We start from the raw sequence: 20760 nt of genomic DNA on the forward strand, positions 1-20760 counted from the left end.
TTGTCCCACTGGTAAGATCCGGCACGACGCATCGGGTCGAGTCCTTTATCACCTGCGGAACACGATGACGCAAACGCTCATTCACGACTTGCTGTTCATCTTGGCCGCGGGGCTGCTTGCCGGATTGATTTGCAGGTGGCTTCAAGCGTCGGTGTTGATCGGCTATCTGGTGGTTGGCGCGCTGCTCGGCCAGGGCGTTCTCGGTTGGGTGCGTGATGAATCCCACCAACTGGAACACTTCACCGAAGCCGGTGTGTTTCTGCTGCTGTTTTCGATCGGGCTTGAGTTTTCGCTCGACGACCTGCAACGCTTGGGCAAAAAACTTTTCATCGGCGGCGCGACGCAGATGTCGTTGGTGGCCCTCCCCGTCGTCGGGATCTTGGTCGCATTGGGGATGCGTTGGCAATCGGCCGTCCTGATTGCCTCGGCCGTCGCGTTCAGCTCCACGGTCTTGGTGTTCAAAGCGCTCACCGAGTGGGGACAATCCCAACGGCCGCACGGTCAAAGCGCCATCGGCATTCTGCTGTTCCAAGACGCGGCCTTGATACCGTTGTTGTTGCTGGTCCCACTGTTGACCGGAGAGGGCGACGCGCCGAGTTTGGGTCAGTATCTGGCATTGGCCGCCGTTTCGTTGCTGTTCGTGTTGGCCGTGATCGCGCTGCGTTACTTTTTGTCCAATTGGTTGATCCCGTTGCTGGCGGGCTACCGAAGTCCCGAGCTGGTGATCTTGTTCACGATTGTTTCGCTCGGCGGCGTGACGTTGGCTGCCCATGCGGTCGCCCTGCCGCCGGCGGTGGGCGCGTTCGCCGCCGGGTTGATTTTCAACGGCAACCGCTGGACCAAGCAGATCGATGCGTTGGTGCTGCCGTTCCGCGAAACGTTTGCCGCCGTGTTCTTTGTCGGACTCGGATTGATTTTTGACCCCGTCCTGTTTTGGCAAGAACCGCTTGTGATGGGGACCGCACTGGTGGGAGTCATCGTCTTGAAAACGCTGGCGGGTACGTTGGCGTTGCAATGGACCGGCATGCCGCTGCAACGTGCGTTCGGGATGGGGATCGGACTGGCTCATGTCGGTGAATTCGCGTTCGTCTTGATCTTGCTGGGAGTCGAGTCGGGCGCGATTCGCGAGATCGATTATCAACGTGTCGTCGCGATCGCCGTCGGGTCACTGATCCTGACGCCCCTGTTGATGAAGACGGGACTGCGGTTGGTGCAAGACGAAACCATCGACGTCGAAACACCCCGCAAGTCCGATTCCGCAGCGGCCACGACGCGGCTGGCCACCGTCATCGGTGCCGGCCCGATCGGTTCTCGGATCGCGTCCCAACTGGAAACCACGGGGCAAGATGTTTGTTTGGTGGATCTCAGCCCCGTGAATCTGCACCCGTTTTCCCAACTCGGATTCCGGACGGTTGCCGGGGATGCCGGCGACAGCAGTATCCTGGAGCTTGCCGGTGTTCCCCATGCCGGCGTCGTTGTCGTCTGTGTGCCGGACGATCAAGTGGCCCTCCGTGTGGTCCGTGCGATCCGCAAGGTCAACCCCGACGGCAAACTCCTGGTCCGCTGCCGTTACCAGGCCAGCGCCGCCAAACTGCGCCGTGTCGGCGCCGACGTTGTGGTGACCGAAGAAACCGAAGCCTCGCTGGCCTTGCTGCGGGAACTCAATCAGATGGAACAGGCACTCTCGATCCAGCGACCCTGACCCCTCTGCCAATCATGAATATCAGATCCCGACGACTCATTTTCATCGCGTCGCTGCTGTTCAGCTTCGGTTCAACGGCAGCCGTGTCTGCCGAAGTGATCCGGGTCGGGCCGGGTGACGATTGGTTCGCGATTCTTGCCGGTGACTCCTTGAAACCCGGTGACGAACTGGTCTTCCGCGGCGGCGTCTACTCGGACGCGCGACGGTTGGTGCTGCGACACCGTGGCGACCCCGGCAACCCGATCCTCATTCGAGCCGCCGAGGGTGAACGGGTCCTGTTGCGTCGCCCCGACGCGAAACAGAACTCGATGAATCTGGAAGGCTGCCAACACCTCGTCGTGAGCGGACTGGAGATCACCGGCGGCGCGGCGGGAATTCGCATCGGGCCCGACGCCAGCGGGACCCCGTCGAGCGATCTGGTTCTCCAGGATCTCCACCTCCACCACATTGGTGGCGTCGCCGTGACCTGCAATCACGAAAGGACGGTCTATCGTCGCATCACGCTTCGCCGAAACCACATTCATCACACCGCCGGTCACGGTGAAGCGTTCTACTTGGGCGCCAACGATGGGAAAGGCGTGTTTTGCGATTCGCTGATCGAGCACAACTACATCCACGACTTGAACGGCCCGAACATCAGCCAAGGCGACGGCATCGAAATCAAGCAGGGAAGTTTTGGCAATCGAATCGTCGCCAACGTAATCCATGACACCAAGTATCCGGGAATCACGGTTTACGGCACCAATGGTCAACCGCGCAACGTGATCGAAGGCAACGTGATCTGGAACACCGGCGACCACGGAATCCAAGCCGCCGCCGATGCGATCCTGCGAAACAACTTCATCGCCCACGCCAAGGGCTGCGGCATCTATTCTCGCCAGCACCAGGGGGCGATCCCCGACAACCTGCGGATCGAAGGCAACCATGTCGTGGCCACGGGCGATCCGGCGCTGCGTTTGATTGGCGGCGGATCGGCCGGCGCGGGCATCGAGGTCTTGGGCAACACCTTGATGGGGCGGGCCGACGGTTTGGCCGTGCGGGTCGAACGCTTGAATGCTCTGACCGCGAAAGCAAATCGTGGACTCGGCGCGGTGGACGGATCGTCGGCCATCGCGGCGTCTTGGAGCTCCGTCAGCCACGCCGCTCCCAGCCTGCCGCCGCTGGAGCAAAACCCCGCCTGGAAATTCTTGCCACGTTCGGAGTGCGTCGCCAGGTTCACGGTCTCAGTCAAGTAGCGATCGGGCAAAACCATCGATCACCGCCTCGGCTTCGTCGACGATCCGCCGGATCACGGTTGCCGCCGAGTCGATTGCGGTGACTTGTCCGGCGACCTGGCCGCCGAACATCGCCAGTCGGTCCAGTTCGCCGGTCATCGATTTCAACGGCGAATCTGTACTCATCAAGTACACCGGACGGCCTTCTTCTTCGGCGACCTGTTCTCGCGGCATCGCGTCGGCGCTGTGTCCAAAGGGCTGCTGCTCGTACTTCGCAGTGCTTTCACTTTTGATCACACGGACGGCAGAGTGGGGCGGCCAATTGATCGCAAACGCGTCGGTGTGTAGCGTGTCGTCAGCGTCAGCCTGGACGATCGTTTGCTTATGGACGTCATGGGCGAACGACTCCTGCGTGGCCAGCAACGCTGTGCCACAATGAATCCCCTGCGCTCCCAAAGCCAGCGCGGCGACCAAGCTGCGCCCGCTGGCGAAACCGCCCGACCCGACCACCGGAATCGCGACGGCGTCGACGATCCGCGGCAACAGCACCAGCGACGTCACCGTCCCATGAACATGCCCACCGGCTTCCACTCCCTGAGCGACGATCACGTCGGCTCCCGCCGCTTCCGCTTTGATCGCCTGTTCGACATCGCCGACCTGATAAACGACTCGGCACCCGGCCTGCTTGGCACGCTTGATCGCATCCGCGACGACATCCCAAAAGAAAACCATCGTGTGCACACCGGCCTGCACGCAGGCATCGAGTTCGACGCGAAACAGTTCCGGATCCGTTGCCGCGGGAATTAAATTGACACCGAAGGGCATTTCGGTCAACGATCGAACTTCGTTGATCTGTTGCGTGATCCGCTGCGGCGATTCGCGGACCATCCCCAGACAGCCGAAGGCGCCGGCATTGGAAACCGCGGCCACCAATTCCGCCCGTGCCACGCCTCCCATGCCCGCCTGCAAAATCGGGTAGCGACATTCGAGGACCTCGCAAAGCGGCGTCTGAAGCGAAGGGGGGGACATCGATGGATTGTTCTCCCAAGTTCATGCCGGTTGACCATTCACGTGACCGCTGGAGCGAATTCGATAACGTTCGTCTCACACCGTGACGCGACAGCCCCATTTTATACCCTGATCTGCATGTTGGTGATCACCCCTGACGACGTGTGGAAAGCGTTTGATTCCCTACGTTTAGCAGCGAGCGATCAATCACTGGCGCACGGGACTCGTAACCTCGTCCACTACGAAATGCGTCACTTATTGACCGAGCGTTGCTTACGTATCCCGAGAAACGGATTCTACAGCTCGAAATTAAACTCTTTTTCGAGTTCATCCGCGATTCTAAAACTTTTGACGTTTTGGCCAGGGCCCCAAATGGAATAATCGCCAGGTCCCACTTTGAATTCGTAGGTGCCGTCCGCGTTAACCCTCTTTGAAAATTGCCGAATCGCTGCTGGGGGCCGGTGGTAAAATTGGTTCACCTCACTAGGCTGAATTGGATGAGAGACTCGCTTGTCAAATCGAGTGGACCGTTGCTGAAGCATGACTCTCGTACTTTCGTTGATGGGGCCTGCTATCTTCCCGAACACTCGGCGGGCTGGTTCAAGTTCAAATCGAAGCTCTTCCGCTTTACCTTCGCTCGGCACGAAGACTCCTTCGTGCGCAGCGGCGCTGTAGTGCTCATCCTGAACTACAAATAAGTAGTATGCGCTCGGTTTGACCAGCATCTCCCATTTGCCCTTTTCGTCGCTCAATGCAGTTTCGTTGAAAAGCAGCCCATAGGAGATGCCGCCCGACGCCACGACATGAACGTTCGCCGCTGGTTTGCCATTCGGAAGAATAACGCGGCCTCTAACGCGCACCTTAGGCGCGATGCGGACGGTAGCCGAATCACCTCGCTCCCATTCGACGTACGCAGATCCATTGGACATTCCATGGAATTGAGTGCCGATCACAAACCAATCTGGCCGCGTCAGACGGGGCCAGATTTGCATTCCCTTTAGTTGATCGGATGGAAACATGTCAAAAACGGCGACGCCCTCTTTGTCTGTCGTTCGCGAAAACGCATCAAGCATCGGATGGTTCCAGGTTCCGCTGCGGTCTGGTTTCTGAATGTACCAAGGATCAAGCCGAATCCCCTCCACCGGATGATCGTTGGAATCAATCACTTTGACGGTCGCCATTCGAATGCCATTGAAGTGCATCTCAATGTCACCTTCATACCCCTGCTGAAGATCCCGATGATGTGCTTTGCCGGGGACTTCAAAATTCAAGTAGTCGCATCCAAGTTGCGCCTTTAAGGCTCCAATGGCCTGAAGCGGAAATCCGTCGGGGTAGAGCAGTTCTGCTTGGCCGTGTTCATCGCTCACTGTTTGATCGACTGTACAGTCGTGCCCCTGAATAAAAATCGCAGCTTTCTCAACTGGGGATCGGTTGCTATCGAAGATTTGCACGCGAATTCGCTTGGCGGGTTTCAGGAGAAGATCACCCATGTTTCGCCGAACATTGGGCGCGTCCGGTTCGTCAATGGTGAACGCCTCCGAACATCCCAACAGACGCTCGCTTTGGAATTTGGCAACAATCGGTGAGTGGTAGCTCCGCTTCGGGACCGAGAGCGCAAATTTGCCCTCAGCGTCTGCCACGGTTTCAATGGCGACAGATTGGAACGCCCGCGGCGGGTAGGTAACAACTGCACCAGCGGCGGGCTGGCCGTCCGGAGTCAGTACGCGACCATACAGAACGTGAATGTTGTCGTGAGAGTCAGACTTGTGGTCCCCACTGGCGACAGATTCGTCCGCCCAATCTTCCGATTGACTTTCCTGGGCGGCCGCGTTCGAAATGCCGCCGTCGGAGAAGGGGCTGACCAGGGCGGAACCCAGCAGGCAGAAAAGCGAGGCCATCAACATGAATGCAACCGATCGTGATGCTGGCGGTGATCGCCGACGAGTGCCGGAAAGGACTGCGATGATTCGTCGCTCAACATTCGATTCGCGTGCCATCGCTAACGCTCCGGCGAGATCTCGATTCCGCTCACGAAGTTGCCTGGCAAAGTCTAGCAAATGGCGAGCGTAATCCGTGCGTTTGGGGCAACCGCGAAGGGCCTTGTCATCACAAGCGATCTCGCGGTCGATTCGCATGCACCATTGAAGCAAACGCATCAGTGGCTGAGGCCAGTAGAGAATCGCTGCGACCGATGCCAGTAATTGCATCGCCAAATCGTGGCGTTCAACGTGAGCCATTTCGTGGGCCATGGCCGAGTGAAGTTGTTCGTCCGACCAACTCGTCACTGACTCAGGCAACAAAATTGTCGGCCGAACGATGCCGGTAACCATGGGTACCGATATATCCTGGGAGATTCGCACCCGCACTCGATTGAGATCCATCCATCCAAGATCGTTTATTCCGACAGCCATCATCCAAGCATCCTCAACGGCTCGCGATTTCCAGGTTAACCTGCGAGCCAACAGGTGCCCCGTGAGCAGTCGCTGAAATCCGTAAGCGACACCCAACACGTAGAGTCCCAGTACGTAGAACGAAAACGGCGGCGGATCCTTGATGGAAGATGACTCGGCCTCGAGTCCCGGCACGACTGCTGCGACGTCATTTGAGTTCAGCTCGCTGTGTACCCCATGGATGGTTTGAGATGATCTCGTTTTCGATGAAGACGTGGACGCATTGGCAGCAGGAGTTTGTGTTTGCGATGCCTGTACCGACACTCCTTTCACAATCCCCAGACGCCAACTTGGCAATACCGCCACACAAAAAGGCAACAACAGTAGCGTGACGCAGGCGAGGCTACCAACTAAATGCTTGGTTGCCGACGATTGCCTGCGAAGAGCCAGGATCGCAAGCAATCCGAAAGCCAGGACGATCGTCGAACCAGTCGCCAGATGAACAATGAAATCGATCCATTGCGAATGTACTTTATTCATCGGTTAACTCCGCTTCCGCTTGTTTGATCTGCTCTTTGATGCGGACAATGTCTTCCGCGGACAATTGTGTCGCGTCATCTTCCAGCAGTGCACAAATGGCTTCACTTGCGCGTCCTCTGAAGAAGTTCGCAACCAAGTTGTTCAACATGCCTTTGGCGACTTTCTCTCTGGCGGCTTTCGGGCGGTACAAATAACGCTTTCCGTCACGTCGATAAGCGATCTTCTTCTTCCGGACTAATTCGGTGAGCATGGCTCGTACCGATGAATAGCTAGGCGGATCGTCGATTGCGTCTCGTACATCCGCCACGCTGGCTTCTTCGAGTCGATAGAGCGCTTCGATCAATTGTCGTTCACGGCGACTGAGATTGAGTGTCTGCTTTGCCATAACGCCTCCCCATGTGCTGGTTTTACTGCATGTGCAGTAAAACTAGCAGGTTTGCATGGTCGGTCAAGGACATTCCCGTTTTTTCATGCCTTCGATTCATACCGCGGCCCACGCAGCGGAAGCAAATGTCGATATTTGCTTCCTCTGCTCGGTGGTGCACGTCGTTGTTCAGTTCGACTGATGTGGGTCAGAGCTCCACGCGGTTGGGCAAATCGTGGTGGAGTTTCAGCCTGATTGCGGCGTGGAGCTGCGTCGCAGCGACCGGGAATCGCCTCAAGGCAAAACACCAACGGTTGCCTGTCACCGATTCAAACAACTTCGACAGCGCCGTAGCGAGTAAACTGCCGGATCACTCGATATCACTACCAGGAGTTACCATGAACCCGAAATTGCTGTCTCGTCGTCGTTGGATGCTGTCGACCGCGGCCTCAACGCTTGTCGTTGCGTCCGGATCCGTTCGCTACCCCAGCTTTGCCGGCGGGCCATCAGCGGAGGCCCAGCCGATCGGATCCCGGCGTGAGCTGTTTGTCGACGAAGCCTTGGTCGAAACGCGCGACGATGTCGACTTGGTGATGCATCGTCCGCGCGATGAAGGCCAGGTGCTGGCGTTTGACAAACCGTGGGAAGGCGGATTCAGCGCTTACGCGACCGTGATTCGCGACGGCGATCGATTGCGTCTGTATTACCGTGGCCTCGGCGTCGCCGGCCAGGATGGCAACCGCTCCGAGACGACCTGCTATGCGGAGTCGACCGACGGGATCGTTTGGACCAAACCGAACCTCGGTCTGTTCGAGGTCAAGGGGACGCGTGAGAACAACGTGGTGCTGGCCGACGCCGCACCGGTCACGCACAACTTCTGCCCGATGTTGGACACGCGCGAGGGCATTCCGGCCGACCAGCGTTATAAGGCACTCGGCGGGACCGTCAAGAGCGGGCTGATCGCCTGGGTTTCTGCCGACGGCACGCATTGGCGCCGGCTTCGCGAGCAACCCGTGATCTCCAGCGACCGGGTGCCCTATCCGCACTTCTTCGACTCACAAAACCTGGCGTTTTGGTCGGCGGCGGAACAACAATACGTCTGTTATTTCCGGGTCTTCCACGACAAGATCCGTCGCATCGCGCGTTCGGTGAGCGACGATTTCGTCGAGTGGTCGGCGCCGGTGCTGATGGGGTATCGTCATCGCGGCGGTGAGTCACCGATCGAGCACTTGTACACAAACCAAACGCATCCGTATTTTCGCGCCCCACATTTGTATGTCTCGATCGCGGCGCGTTTCATGCCGGGGCGACAGGTCTTGAGCGACGAGCAAGCCCAGGCGATCCACGTCAATCCGCGTTACTTCAAAGACACCTCCGATGCGATCCTGATGACGTCGCGACCGGGAAGCGAAGTGTACGACCGCACCTTCCTGAGCAGTTTCGTGCGTCCTGGGATCGGGGCACACAATTGGGTCTCGCGGACGAACTACCCGGCGTTGAACGTCGTGCAAACCGGACCGACGGAGATGTCGTTGTACGTGAACCAGGACTACGCGCAACCGACGGCCCATTTGCGCCGCTATTCGATGCGACTGGACGGGTTCGCATCGGCCCGAGCCGATTACCATGGCGGCGCGTTGGTCACCAAGCCGTTGACGTTTTCCGGATCACAACTGGCACTCAACTTCGCCACCTCCGCCGCCGGCGGCATTCGCGTGGAGATCCAAGACGCCTCCGGCAAGCCGATCCCGGGCTACACGCTTGCCGAATCGCGCGAGCAGATCGGCAACGAAATCGAACGCGTCGTGGCGTGGAAATCCGGCAGCGACGTGTCCGCCCTCGCCGGCCGCCCCGTGCGCCTCCGCTTCGTCATGAAAGACGCCGATCTGTACGCATTCCAGTTCGGCGACGTCGCATCGCCCTGATCGAATGTGCCCGATACGAAAGGTACGGGCATCAGCGTTGGTGTCCAGCCTAAAGAGACCGTCCAGCTTAAGGCGATCGCTTTTCTGATGTACGATGGCCCTTCCGGGCCGTCGCCCGTGGGGCTCACACTTTCAGAGCCAAAGCACGTGGCACCGCCCGTGGGGTCGGATTCGATGTAGAATATCCCGTTGAGTTTTAGCGACGCCGATTTCTTTGATTCCCCACACCCGGAAACCCCGATGAACAAACGAATGATTTCACTCGCGTTCGGTGCAGCCATCGTGCTGCTTGCCAATCCGCTGGCGCATGCCGAAGTCACGGTCAAAGTCTCCAAGATGCACCTTTGCTGCGGGGCCTGCGTGAAAGCCGTCGAAGGCGCCCTGGAGAAAGTCGAAGGTGCATCCGTCAAGGCCGATCAGAAGAGCGGTTCGGCCGTCGTCACCGCAGCCGATCAAAAAACGGCTCGCAAGGCGATCGGAGCGATCGGGCGGGCTGGGTTTCATGGCGAGACCGATCACGCCAAACTGAAAATGCAAGACAACAGTGGGGTCAAGGCAGGCGTCACGAAACGTCTGGAATTGGTCGGAGTCCACAACTGCTGCGGCGGCTGCAACAAGGCCATCAAAGCGGCGCTGGCGACGGTCGACGGCGTCCAGGCGGACACCGCCAAGCCGAAATCGAAAACACTGGTGATCGAAGGCGAGTTTGATGGACTGGCTGTCGTCAACGCGTTGAACAAAGCCGGTTTCCACGTCCGTGCCAAGGGAGCCGCAAAAGAAGCCGCCGCGGCAAGGAAGAAAAAGGCCGCCGCGAAATCCACGGACAAGTAGAAGGAAGGCAGAATTATTCGGGGCCGAATGATTCTCCCGACTCGTTCCCAAGCAATGCCCTGCCGCTAAATAATATTCGCGGCGTAGGGCAGAGGCTGGGAGCAAGTCGCGGTGAAACCTGTGACCGGCCCCCAGGGGATACCGTCAGCCTCTCCGATCACGCTCAATCGTAAATCGTTTCGAAGCTTTCCGAAGCGAGCACGGCATCAAACGAGTTGGCGTAGTAGCCGGTGCCGTTGACGTCCAACTTGTCGTGGTTGCTGCCGCCATCCAGATCCGCATCATCGGCCGCGGATGCGTCGATTCGCAGGGTGTCGTTTCCGCTGCGGAGTGCGACGTCGAGGTTGTCGACGTCGATGCCGAACAGGCTGACGTAGTCGTTGTGCCGTCCGCTATCGATGTCCAGGGTTCGGGCGTCGGTGTAGGAGGCGACAAAGGTGTCCGCGCCGTCCCCCATGTCGGCATCCAGTCGGTCGCCGACATCAACGTTGCGCATCCACCAATAATCGTTGCCGTCATCAGAGGAGTGATCGAGCAAGTGGATGTCGTCGAGGACGGTGACATCGAGCATGGTGATTCGGTCGTGGCCGCGTCCCGTTTCGATCTTCAAGTCGCTGTGTGAATGATGTTGCATGTTGACGTCACGCAGTACGACTTGGTCGTCGCCGTCGCCAAGCTTGATGGTCAGGTCATCCAACGTTCTCCACGATCCCGAAATGAACTGCTTGGTCGGAATGTATTGCACCGAGTTACCTTCGATCGTCGTCGGCGCACCGCCTTGGGTCAAACCGGTGATCCGAAGCATGTCATTGACCTGTCGCACTTCGACGCCGTTGGCCGCGCCGTCGCCGGTCAGTTCGACATCCATTCGGCTGCCGGAGATATCGACATCGACCGAGATGTCCCCGGCCATCAACTTGCGGGTTTCCAGATTTTGAAGTCCGAGCCGTCGTTTTTTCGCTGCTTGGTTTTTGGAACGAGCCATCGAAGTTTCTCCCGAAACAAAGGGTGTGCCGAGAATCTACGTTTGGCGTCGATCGGAACACCCGACCACGCTCCTCGACACCGATCCAAGCGAAGCAGCCGTCGGGATGTTTCCGAGAAAAAATCAGAAAGCGATCGGGCAAGACGATGCCGCGGAAAAAGTGGGCAGAACGAGACGGGGCAGAATGATGTCCCGGCAATCGTAGGGCATGCTGTGCATGCCACCCGCTTCTACCCCTGTGCTTGCACGATGTCCAAATGCACTTCACCCATCGGCAGCCAGAAATCATTCTTATGCTTCGGTTCATTCGAGCGAACGATATTCAAGCTCACTTGCAGCTTCTTGAGCGCCGTGTCGAATTGACTCTTCGTGCACTCCAGCCGCGCGATCGCTTGTTTGCGAAGTGCCCCGGTGTAATTGGGTTCCAAGCGGATGAACTCATAAACCTGTTGTGACAACGAATCCAAATCGCCGACCGGCTGAAACGCACGCGGGTAATGCACGTTGCGGAAGTGCTGCATTTCCATCAGCACGGCATCGCCGCCGGGGACTTTTCCGTAGTACACCGCGTCGGGATAGGTTTGCGGGATTCGGGTCTTCCAATCCCAAACGGCCATGACCTTCGGGCTCCAGCCACCGGATTCGGGTTTCTTCTCGGATAGCCCCGTGTTGTCCCACAGCGAAGGGTAAGGCGACCCCTTGCTGCCGAACACCGTGCATACCTTTTGTTCGAGAATAAATTGAAACGCTTGTTCGAAGGTCTTGATCATGTCAGTCGTGACAAAGCACTAGCCAAGTGCCCGCTCGAAAAGCGCGAGCATGCGTCCCCAGGCCTTTTCCGCTTGCTCGCGGTTGTGCACGCGCGTGTCCGGTGGGCACCAGCCGTGCCCGGCCGGGTACACCTCGATCTCGGCAGCCAGGTTCGCATCGGCGAACGATTTCTTCAGGACGTTCTTGGCCTCGGGGTCGCGTTGGTCGTCGTTCTCGGCGATCGCGATCAAGAACTGTGCCTTCATCTGGGGAATCAGCAAGTGGGGGCTGTCCGGATTGTCGGTGACCAGACCACCGCCGTGAAAGGTGCCGCCGGCGCCGACGCGGTCGGGCACCGCCGCGGCGGTGCGCATCACGATCGGTCCGCCCATGCAGTACCCGGTGGTGCCGATCTTTTTGGTCGTGTCCACCTGCGGCTGCGCGTCCAACCACGCGATGAACGCCTTGGCGTCGGTCGTTTGTGTGGTTGCATTCAAGGACTGTGCGAGCGGCCGCACGTCCGGAATCGGGGTGTTGGCACCGTCGGCCGCGGTCGGCGCATGCTTGGTTCGATAGAACGGGTTGACGACCAACACGCTGTAACCCGATTCGGCGAGCCGTTTTCCCATCTGGCGAAACGCCGGTCGGAGTCCAAAGATGTCGGGCCAGACCAGTACGGCGGCGTGCTTGTCCGTCGTTGGAGCCACGAAGTACGCGTCGCACTCGCCGTCGGGCGTCGTGATCGTCACGTCGCTTTCATTCACCTCGGCCGCGTTCGCCGCGCGGGGCAGCATCATCGCCGCACCGACGCCGGCGGCCAGGGTGCCGAGGTCGCGGCGTGAGTATTTTTTGAGATCTTCTGCAAAGTGATCTTGGTCGCACATGGAATGCCTTCAGTGTTGATTGTCTGTGGAGAAAACCGGATTCGCAGAACAGTGTAGCGGGCTCCGCTTCCATCGTTCGTCGGCCAGAATCGATCGTCAAGGGATTCCGAAAAAGAAGCAAGCCCCGACGCCCAATGCCACCTACGTTGAAACCAAGCGGGTTACTTTTTGTTAGCGGTAGGGCGGGAGCCCTCCGGTGCGGTGGAACCGGAGGGCTTGCGCCCTGCCGATTGAGTCGGTATCTGCTGAGTCACTGGTGAGCCGCTGGCCGTAAGGCCTCGGGCGGGCGCCCGAGTGCCCGGCCGCTTACGCGTCACGGTTCACGAAACGGACAGCCCGCTCGCGCCCTGCCGCTAAAACCTCGCATAACATGGGAAAGAAATGCTTCATAGCGTTGCCCGCTGGGACAGCAGGATGCTTCTGGTCAGGTGTCGTGTTTTCAAGAGCATTTTTCTCTTTTTCACGTCACGATTGAGATGTAGCCACGATAACAGGGGAATCGCGTCCGCGCGAAAGAGGTAGCAGGCAGTCCAAATTGCGTCACGGGTGAGGTGAAAGATGAGTCGCACGATTTCTCAAGAGGTTGCCAAAGAAACGCCCTGGTATCGGATCGAGTTGGACGCATTTTCGGTGTACCCGAAGGTGATCCTGGTCAGCCGCTGGTACTACCGCTGGCTGCTCGGCCCCGGAGTGACGACGCCGTGGGTGGAACGTGAAAAGAAGTTCTATCACGACGTGTTCAATCTGCTGTTGGCCGAGGCGTTCCGCAACACGCGGATTCGGATGACCGCAACCGATCGGGGGTTTACGACCACACTCGGCGTGGACTTCAGCATCGGTCGTGGGTTGGCAAAGTATCGGCACTGGACCGTCTTGCTAAAGAAGGTTCATCCGACCAGTGAGTCGTTTACGTATCAAAGCAAGGTCATGCCGAACAGTTTGACCATTCACTTGGACACGGCCGACATCAAGGATTACCAGCCGATGAACGTGGCGGGCAAGACAGGAATCCACAACGCGATTCCCCACGAATTTTTGCATGCGATCGGGTACCATCATGACGAATCGCACGCCGCCAGCCCGCACCTGGGCGACACCAATAGCATCATGAATGTGGGCAAACAAATCCGACAGCGGCATCTGCGCCACGTGCTCGCCGACCTGGAAGATCTGGTCCCCAATGCCAGGTTTTCGATGGCGTGATGGGATCGGCGTGACGAATGACGGCTTGGGCCAGCACATCTCGCGTCGACGACGAATCACCCAGGGACGCCCGCAACGATTCAAACTGCGCCGCATCGGCGATCAACCGCGGGTGGGTTTTCGGGGTCGCCGCAATGCGTGTTTGCAACGCTTCGATCGTCACCGCCGGCGACGTGCTTTGTCCGATAACACGCGTTCCCAAAAGTGCCAGGAAGATCGGAAACAAGATTCTCTCCCTCTGGGAGAGACGGCGTTTGCGCAGCAAGCAAACGCCAGAGAGGGCCGGCGGCTCGGAATAACTCTGCGACGAACGCTCGCCCCTCCCGCACAGAGGTCATGCAGTTTTTAAGTGGCTGCTAACAACGGGTTTTCGTCGCTCTCCCCTCGGGAGAGTCGAGCGTGGCGAGGAGAGGGTTTGCGTCATTGCTTGGGGGCGCCCATCAAGAGTGAAGTGAACGCCGCGATTCACCGTTCGACCTCCCCTCGCTTCGCTCGACCCTCCTGCCAGGAGGGTTGCTTTAAAAACTGCACGACCTCCACACGGGAGGGTGACTTCTTTATTTGATGCCGACGGAATTGCGCTCCTGTGTCCCAAGCCAGTGACACTGGCACCGGACTTGCAAAGTATCTCCCGGCCGAAGTGCCTTCGGCCTGAAACACTGCAAATCACGAGACTCAACGGAGCCCACAATGAATCGACGATGGAATTTCCACCGCCCGCGACGGATTTTTGTCCCCCTGCTGACACTCGCCTTGTTGGGCGGGCCGGTGCTTTCGGGAGGCACTGTGCTTTCGGGAGACACTGTGTTCGCGTCGGAAAACGAGACAACGCAAGACAAAGCGGTCACGAAAACGGAAAGGCAGCGCCGGGAGATCGTGGACAAGGGACTGGCGTTTTTGGCCCAGGAAGGTCAATCGGCTGCGGGAACATTCTCCGATCGTGTCGGCCCCGGTGTGACGGCGCTGGCGATCACGTCGGCGCTGCGGAACGGAAAAAAGATCGATGATCCGATGGTCGCGGAGGGTTTGAAAGCGCTGGAGAGCTACGTCAAACCCGATGGCGGGATCTATGGCAACGGACGATTGAAGAACTACGAAACCTGTGTGGCGATGGTGTGCTTTGCCGAAGCCAACGCATCGGGCAAGTACAACGAGACCCTCAAACGGGCCAAGGACTTTGTCACCGGCATTCAATATGGCGAAGGTCAGCGTGACCCATCGGATCCCTGGTACGGCGGCGTCGGATACGGTGGCGCCGGCCGGCCCGATCTGTCCAATACCGCTTACATGATCGAAGCGCTGCGGGCGGCCGAAGCCGGCCCGGACGACCCGGCGATTGAGCGCGCGTTGGCGTTCGTCTCGCGCTGCCAAAACCTGGACAGCAAGTACAACGACACCGCGTTTGCGGCCAAGGTCGATGACGGCGGGTTTTACTACGAAATCCCGACGACCAAGATTGACCCCAGCACGTCGGAGGAACGCTACACGCCCAACGGCGGTCTGCGCAGCTACGGATCGATGGGCTACACCGGCCTGAAGAGCATGATCTTTGCCGGGCTGACACAGGAGGACCCACGCGTGAAAGCGGCGCTCAAGTGGATCCGGGATCACTACAGCGTGGAAAGCAACCCCGGCATGGGGTCCGCGGGGCTGTACTACTACTACCACACCTTCGCCGCCGCACTCAACGCCGCCGGACTAAAAACCATCGACGACGCCGACGGTACCCGGCACGATTGGAAAGCCGACCTCGTCTCCGAGCTGGCCCAGCGCCAAAACGAAGACGGCTCGTGGAGCAACAGCAATCAACGCTGGTTCGAAAACGACAAGAACCTTGCAACCAGTTTTGCCTTGATGGCGCTTTCGTACTGCAAGTAGGTGATTCGGATGCGACTGAAGCGAATCTGGACGATCCACATTTCGACACTGATCACGATGATCATCTGGGCGGCGATGGATCCGTTGTTCCCGACGATGGTGCAGCGATATGCCTGGGCCGGACCGGCCGAGGCGGTGGGTTGGATTCGTTGGGGCGGCTTGGCGTCGCTGGTCGTCATCGCGGCGACCAGTTTGGCGGCGGTGCTGATGACGCGGACACAGCGTTGGCGTGTCGGATTGCGACAGAGTTCGCTCCGTCGGTTGCTGGCGATCACCACCGTGATCGCGCTCTGGTGCGGATTGGTGATTCACCACGAGTCGATCGCCTGGCAAGGCAAACGGGTGCGATTCGCTTGGCGGATTGACGAGCTGGAAGCGATCGTCGCACCGTTGCGGAATCAGTGGCCCGAACGTGACGGCGAGTTGCCGGCGACGGGACCGTTTATGGCCTACCCGTTCGGACGCCCGACCACACTGGTTCTGTTGCAATCGCCTGCCTTGGCCAGTCAGCACGTGTATGTCAGCGCGATCGAACGCTGTGACGATGGCGCGATCAAGTTGCAGCTGACCGGGACCGACGGTGGTGATTGGGCGGAGTGGCATCCGCCGCACAGTCGTCCGATCTCCTTCGTCGGCGGACTGGCCGATCCCCACCAACTGCGCACCGCCACCGCCATCGGAAGCGGCTGGTACCTGGTCCGCTACGACGCCTAACGTGGCGTAAGCTTCCAGCTTGCGACTGCGCACTAATGGCAAGTTGGAAGCTTACCCCACGTGGGTGCGTCGATGGATAGGATCTGCGACTGCCAGCGGTCGAGTGCGATGGGATCCGCATCATCCACATCGATGCGATCGAACAGCGAGGCCGCGGCGTTTGCTTCCAGCCATCGATCCAACCGTCGTCCGAACGCGCAATACTCGTCGTAGCTGCTGTCGCCGAGGGCCAACACGGCGTACTTCAGCGTCGCCAAGTCGACGCGATCATTCATCACCGTCTCGGCGAATTCGATCGCATGGTCGGGCGGATCGCCTTCTCCGGCGGTGCTGGCGATGAACAATGCGCAACGGCTTTGCTGCAAACGTTTGCCATCCAGCGAATCGATACAGGCAACGTCGACCGATCGTCCCGACCGACGCAACAGCTCGGACGTTTGTCCGGCGAGTTCCTCGGCGACACCGGTTTGACTGGCGTAGATCACCAAGATCGACGCCTCGGATTGGGGCGCGTCGGGAAGTGATCGCTGCTTCGGTCGGCCATGCTGAAACGACCATCGACAGAGTCCCACATAGGACATCAGCACGAGAGCCGCCGCCCACCAACGCCCGGGACGTGGCGTCGCGATCCACCAGGGCCCCGCTGTCCAACGGAGCAGCAGGGCCGAAACGATGGCGAGGGCCGTGAGCACGAATGCGTTGGCCAGCCGGGGGGAGAATCGCGAGTGTTTTTCGTGATCGGTCATCGGGGTTTGGGAGCGTTCCGCCGACCTTTATTGCGGCAAGACTTCGAGGGTTCCGGCGTAGCTCATGCGACGGCTCTGGGCTTCGGGGATCTTCGTTTGCTTGTCTTCAGCGCTGGTTTGCAACCAGTACATGCCGGGTTCAGGCCAGGTGACGGAAAACTCGCCATTGCCGTCGGTCACCACGTGGAGCTCGTCTTGCGAATTTCGATAGCGGGTTTCGCCTCGCACGACGCTGATTTCCATTTCTGGCACCGGCTTGCCGTTGACCAGGAAGCGGAACTTGGCCGTTTCGCCGGAGTAGAGGTCGTTGGGATGCGTCAACGGAATCAATTCAATTCCCTCCCCGGTGGGCTCAAGTGACTCCAGCGTCGGCGCCCCGTTGGTGACGAACGTTTCGACGCGACCGAGGCTTTCGGTCACCCGCACGTTGGTGGCGCCCGCGGGGATCTCGGTTTGGAGTGCTTCGGCACTGCCCCGCCAGCGGCGCCGCTGGCCCTCGGATTCAAAGCTCGCGAAGGCGCCGCGATGGACGACGGCGATGCGGTAGGTGCCCTGTTGGGTCAACGGCAGATCAAACACGCTGCGGTACTTGCCGACCGACTGATTCTGCGCTTCTACCGTGTTGCCATCGGGCGCGACGATTTCCAGTCCGTCCAGGCGAAGCGGAAAATGGTTGAAGTAGAACAGGTCGTTCGAAACGGCGGCATCGACCGTGACCCAGGGCTCTGGCCCGGAAAACACCGTCTGCGAAGGTCGCAGCCAGACTTTATGGGCGAAGCTCGTTGCGGGAAGTGCGAGGGCCAGCAGGCAAGCAGACAGGATGAAACGTTTCATGGAAATCTCCGAGTCGGTTCGTGAAGGGAGTGGAATGGATTTAGGACGACGGCTTGAGCGTGAACGTGACTTCGCCGAGTTCTTCGCTGCCCTCGGCTCGTTTTGTCGTTGACGATTCCGCCGGCCAAGCGAAGGGGATTTCGACCAGCTCTCGCCCTCCCACTTCGCGCGACGCTTCGACCACCAGGCTGTACCGGCCCGGTTTCAAGTCGGCCAGACGCGGGTCGTCGGACGCGAACGTCAAGGTGTGTTTTCCCGCCGGCCGAGTGGCGCCGGAAACGCCATCGACGGGCATGTTCAGCCGGCGCCCCGATCGCCGCCACCATTGCCGCAGGTCCGGCAACCACTTCGTGCCGGCGCCTTCGGCCGAGCTACGCATCTGGTACCAGACGGACAGGTTGGCGACGCACGTGCGGTCTTTGTCTTGAATCCAAACTGCCACGTAAGGCCGGTGGTATTCGGAAACGTTTAGACGTGGGATTTCGACGCTCACTTGCAAGTCTTCGGCCGGTGCGGCCGCGATGCCGCCGAGCGCAAGCAAGAGCAGTGGTGCGATGCGATTGAGTTGCATGGTTGGACTTTGATTTTGGTGCAGGAAAGGGAGCAGGATGTAGAGCAATCACTCAGTGAATCAACAACAACACCAACAACAAGGGAATGACGACGCCCAGCCCGACCAGGGGCCACGTCATCCGCCGTCGTCTGGCGTGCTCGTAAAGCAGCAACAATCCGGTCAGACAAAACACCAGCGTTGCCAAGGCAAACAGGTCAAGAAAACCTTTCCACACGGCGCCGGTGTTCCGCCCCTTGTGCAAGTCATTGGCAAACGAAACCCATCCGCGACGGGTCCATTCGAACTCGACCGCGCCGCGTTCACGGTCGATCGCCATCCACGCGTCGCTGCCGGGGCCGGGCATTGACACATAGATCTCGTCCGCCGACCATTCCGCGTTTCGTGAACCGACCGGTCTGGGGAATTGAACGTTCAACCACTCGGCGACCGCTTCGGGCAAGGGCGCCGAATCGTCGGCTTGTGGCTCCGTGACGAGCGCGTGCAGGTCGTCGGGCAACTGGGCGGTCAGGCTTTCGGTGACCGGCTGCGATTCGATCTGTGAGGCGTGATTGAGCGTGATCCCGGTGATCGCAAACGCCAACATCCCGACCAGGCAGATCGCCGAACTGATCCAATGCCAGGCGACGATACTGCGCATCCAAACGGCGCGAAAACCGGGCTTGGCCATCGTCGTGGTTTGCGATGCGGTGTCGGGGCTGTGGGTCACACTTGACAACTCCACTGTGGTGAACGTGGGCCGGTCAAATTACAGCGACGAGATGGTTTTGACTTCGCGTCCCATCCGCGTCCAGCTGGCGTGCCAGAGTTCACGGTCGACCGAGTCGGTGACGTTTCGCACGCTACCGTCGGCCATCAACACTTGTGCAAATCCGGTGTGGTAACTGCGCGGCCCGGTCACCTTGGACGAACCGTAATGCAGATCGGGAATGTTGCTGTTGGGCGTCAGGAATCCGTTCATCACCGGGCCATTGGGCACGCTGCCGCGAAGCCAATAGTGATTGCGGTTCCCCGTCCACTGGGTGACAAACGGTTCAACGACTGAGTAGTCGCCCGTCTCAACCGCATCGATCACGGTCTGGTCAAGGGACGTCGGAGACGCGCGGTAGCCGCGGACGTCCATCTTCGGTGTCGGCGTGGCGATACCGATGCCCAGCCCGATCGTCGTTTCGGCAAAGACAATCGTGTGGCTCGTTCCATCCAGGATGTCGCGGAACTTGACCTTCGCGCCGACCCAGCACAGGCCATCGGACTTGACCCCATTGCCCGGATGAAACACCCCGTCCGTCCCGCTGCCTTGGTTCATGGCATAACTGGTACCGGCGATTTGAATCGAGGCTCCCGACGGCAGGTCCAAAGCGTGCAATTCCGCACCGACATCACTGGGGCATTCGTAGGTCGGGATCCGTGTTCCGGCGGCGTCATGAAGCCGCTCTGGCAGATCCTGGAACGCGGGATGGCCCATGTAGATGTCAAAGTCGATCAGATCTTGAAGCTGCGCCTGTTCGATGAACGGCAGCAGCTTGGCGTGCGGCGAGTAGTCGTTCGGATAACCGTTCGGCCAGGGGTAACCGTTGTTGGGGAACGCTTCGTTGTAGGCCGAGGCATAGTTGTGCAGCGCCAATCCGATCTGCTTCAGATTGTTGCTGCACTGCATCGAGCGGGCGGCTTCACGGGCGGCTTGGACCGCGGGCAGCAGCAGGCCGACCAGGATGCCGATGATCGCGATCACGACCAGCAGTTCGACCAGCGTGAAACCGCGGCGGCCGACGCGATGGGGTGGCGCCGCGTCCGGTCGGAAGGCGATCGGAGCGGGGAAACCGCTGCGGGAAGCGGTCGGACAAACGGGCAAACGGGACATCAAATTTCTCCAGCCGAGGGCACACGAAAGGATGGATCAACCCCGGACCACACGTCGAAACCGCCACCGTGGCGACACGCGTTTGCCGGGGACCGATCGAACGTGGCTGGCTAGAGGGCGAGGAAAAGCCCGTGGCTTGCTTCGTTGTCGAACAGTACTGCTATTGAGAATCAGTTGCAGTAGGATGGCGAATGATCCAGGGATGTTCAAGGGGGATGGTTCAGTTTTTCTTGCCCGCCGCCTCCCGGCCGCCCAATGCCATCGACTTTGACGCCAAGCGGGGTGTTTTTGGTGAGCGGTAGGGCGCGAGCGCTCCGGTCGTTCACGGTGTTTTTGAAGCGCGACCGGACGGCTCGCGGG

18 protein-coding genes are annotated in these 20760 nt (G+C 59.4%); 7 read left to right on the forward strand and 11 right to left on the reverse strand.

Features of this window, described 5'->3' with window-relative positions:
* Positions 1 to 64 precede the first annotated feature (64 nt).
* Both Enr13x_RS07555 and Enr13x_RS07560 read left to right on the forward strand, forming a co-directional pair.
* Positions 65 to 1702 carry a cation:proton antiporter domain-containing protein gene (locus tag Enr13x_RS07555; protein ID WP_145385436.1) on the forward strand — a complete coding sequence of 546 codons (1638 nt, stop codon included), beginning with the start codon at positions 65 to 67 and terminating at the stop codon, positions 1700 to 1702.
* 14 nt (positions 1703 to 1716) lie between these two features.
* On the forward strand, positions 1717 to 2937 hold the full coding sequence (locus Enr13x_RS07560) for a right-handed parallel beta-helix repeat-containing protein (protein WP_145385437.1): 1221 nt from the start codon (positions 1717 to 1719) through the stop codon (positions 2935 to 2937).
* Here the strand turns inward: Enr13x_RS07560 and Enr13x_RS07565 are convergent.
* The 3 genes from Enr13x_RS07565 to Enr13x_RS07575 form a co-directional block, all read right to left on the reverse strand.
* Positions 2926 to 3945 carry an NAD(P)H-dependent flavin oxidoreductase gene (locus Enr13x_RS07565; RefSeq protein WP_145385438.1) on the reverse strand — a complete coding sequence of 340 codons (1020 nt, stop codon included), beginning with the start codon at positions 3943 to 3945 and terminating at the stop codon, positions 2926 to 2928. The two genes, Enr13x_RS07560 and Enr13x_RS07565, sit on opposite strands and share 12 nt — an antisense overlap.
* Positions 3946 to 4220: 275 nt before the next feature.
* The gene (locus tag Enr13x_RS07570) at positions 4221 to 6854 is read right to left on the reverse strand and encodes a M56 family metallopeptidase (protein ID WP_145385439.1); all 2634 of its coding nucleotides are present in this window, start codon (positions 6852 to 6854) and stop codon (positions 4221 to 4223) included.
* A complete protein-coding gene (locus tag Enr13x_RS07575) occupies positions 6847 to 7239 on the reverse strand; it encodes a BlaI/MecI/CopY family transcriptional regulator (RefSeq protein WP_145385441.1) in 393 nt (130 codons plus the stop codon). Before Enr13x_RS07575 ends, Enr13x_RS07570 begins: the two co-directional genes overlap by 8 nt.
* A gap of 377 nt (positions 7240 to 7616) precedes the next feature.
* Between Enr13x_RS07575 and Enr13x_RS07580 the strand changes: the two genes are divergently transcribed.
* Both Enr13x_RS07580 and Enr13x_RS07585 read left to right on the forward strand, forming a co-directional pair.
* The gene (locus Enr13x_RS07580; RefSeq protein WP_231744149.1) at positions 7617 to 9143 is read left to right on the forward strand and encodes a glycoside hydrolase family protein; all 1527 of its coding nucleotides are present in this window, start codon (positions 7617 to 7619) and stop codon (positions 9141 to 9143) included.
* Between the two features lie 240 nt (positions 9144 to 9383).
* On the forward strand, positions 9384 to 9974 hold the full coding sequence (locus Enr13x_RS07585; RefSeq protein WP_145385443.1) for a heavy-metal-associated domain-containing protein: 591 nt from the start codon (positions 9384 to 9386) through the stop codon (positions 9972 to 9974).
* Between the two features lie 163 nt (positions 9975 to 10137).
* Here the strand turns inward: Enr13x_RS07585 and Enr13x_RS07590 are convergent, their stop codons facing one another.
* The 3 genes from Enr13x_RS07590 to Enr13x_RS07600 all read right to left on the reverse strand — a co-directional run bounded on the left by Enr13x_RS07590 (position 10138) and on the right by Enr13x_RS07600 (position 12593).
* Positions 10138 to 10959, reverse strand: coding sequence for a hypothetical protein (locus tag Enr13x_RS07590; RefSeq protein WP_145385445.1), 822 nt, complete (start codon positions 10957 to 10959; stop codon positions 10138 to 10140).
* Between the two features lie 230 nt (positions 10960 to 11189).
* On the reverse strand, positions 11190 to 11729 hold the full coding sequence (locus Enr13x_RS07595; protein WP_145385447.1) for an AlkZ-related protein: 540 nt from the start codon (positions 11727 to 11729) through the stop codon (positions 11190 to 11192).
* 18 nt (positions 11730 to 11747) lie between these two features.
* The gene (locus tag Enr13x_RS07600; RefSeq protein ID WP_145385449.1) at positions 11748 to 12593 is read right to left on the reverse strand and encodes a dienelactone hydrolase family protein; all 846 of its coding nucleotides are present in this window, start codon (positions 12591 to 12593) and stop codon (positions 11748 to 11750) included.
* Between the two features lie 558 nt (positions 12594 to 13151).
* Between Enr13x_RS07600 and Enr13x_RS07605 the strand changes: the two genes are divergently transcribed.
* From Enr13x_RS07605 to Enr13x_RS07615, 3 genes are all read left to right on the forward strand, one after another.
* On the forward strand, positions 13152 to 13796 hold the full coding sequence (locus Enr13x_RS07605) for a hypothetical protein (protein ID WP_145385451.1): 645 nt from the start codon (positions 13152 to 13154) through the stop codon (positions 13794 to 13796).
* A 690-nt stretch (positions 13797 to 14486) separates the two neighbouring features.
* Positions 14487 to 15674 carry a prenyltransferase/squalene oxidase repeat-containing protein gene (locus Enr13x_RS07610; protein ID WP_145385453.1) on the forward strand — a complete coding sequence of 396 codons (1188 nt, stop codon included), beginning with the start codon at positions 14487 to 14489 and terminating at the stop codon, positions 15672 to 15674.
* 9 nt (positions 15675 to 15683) lie between these two features.
* Positions 15684 to 16388, forward strand: a complete 705-nt coding sequence (locus tag Enr13x_RS07615) for a hypothetical protein (RefSeq protein WP_145385455.1) — start codon at positions 15684 to 15686, stop codon at positions 16386 to 16388.
* A 32-nt stretch (positions 16389 to 16420) separates the two neighbouring features.
* Here the strand turns inward: Enr13x_RS07615 and Enr13x_RS07620 are convergent, their stop codons facing one another.
* From Enr13x_RS07620 to Enr13x_RS07640, 5 genes are all read right to left on the reverse strand, one after another.
* Positions 16421 to 17134, reverse strand: coding sequence for a flavodoxin domain-containing protein (locus tag Enr13x_RS07620; RefSeq protein ID WP_145385456.1), 714 nt, complete (start codon positions 17132 to 17134; stop codon positions 16421 to 16423).
* Between the two features lie 27 nt (positions 17135 to 17161).
* On the reverse strand, positions 17162 to 17968 hold the full coding sequence (locus tag Enr13x_RS07625) for a DUF4198 domain-containing protein (protein ID WP_145385457.1): 807 nt from the start codon (positions 17966 to 17968) through the stop codon (positions 17162 to 17164).
* Positions 17969 to 18008: 40 nt separating this feature from the next.
* Positions 18009 to 18539 (reverse strand): DUF2271 domain-containing protein, encoded by a 531-nt coding sequence (locus tag Enr13x_RS07630; RefSeq protein ID WP_145385458.1) that lies wholly within the window; start codon positions 18537 to 18539, stop codon positions 18009 to 18011.
* Positions 18540 to 18591: 52 nt separating this feature from the next.
* A complete protein-coding gene (locus Enr13x_RS07635; protein WP_145392173.1) occupies positions 18592 to 19209 on the reverse strand; it encodes a PepSY-associated TM helix domain-containing protein in 618 nt (205 codons plus the stop codon).
* A 78-nt stretch (positions 19210 to 19287) separates the two neighbouring features.
* Entirely contained in the window at positions 19288 to 20400 is a 1113-nt protein-coding gene (locus Enr13x_RS07640) for a DUF1559 domain-containing protein (RefSeq protein ID WP_145385460.1), read from the reverse strand.
* Positions 20401 to 20760 lie beyond the last annotated feature (360 nt).

This window comes from Stieleria neptunia, from assembly GCF_007754155.1.
Lineage (GTDB): Bacteria > Planctomycetota > Planctomycetia > Pirellulales > Pirellulaceae > Stieleria > Stieleria neptunia.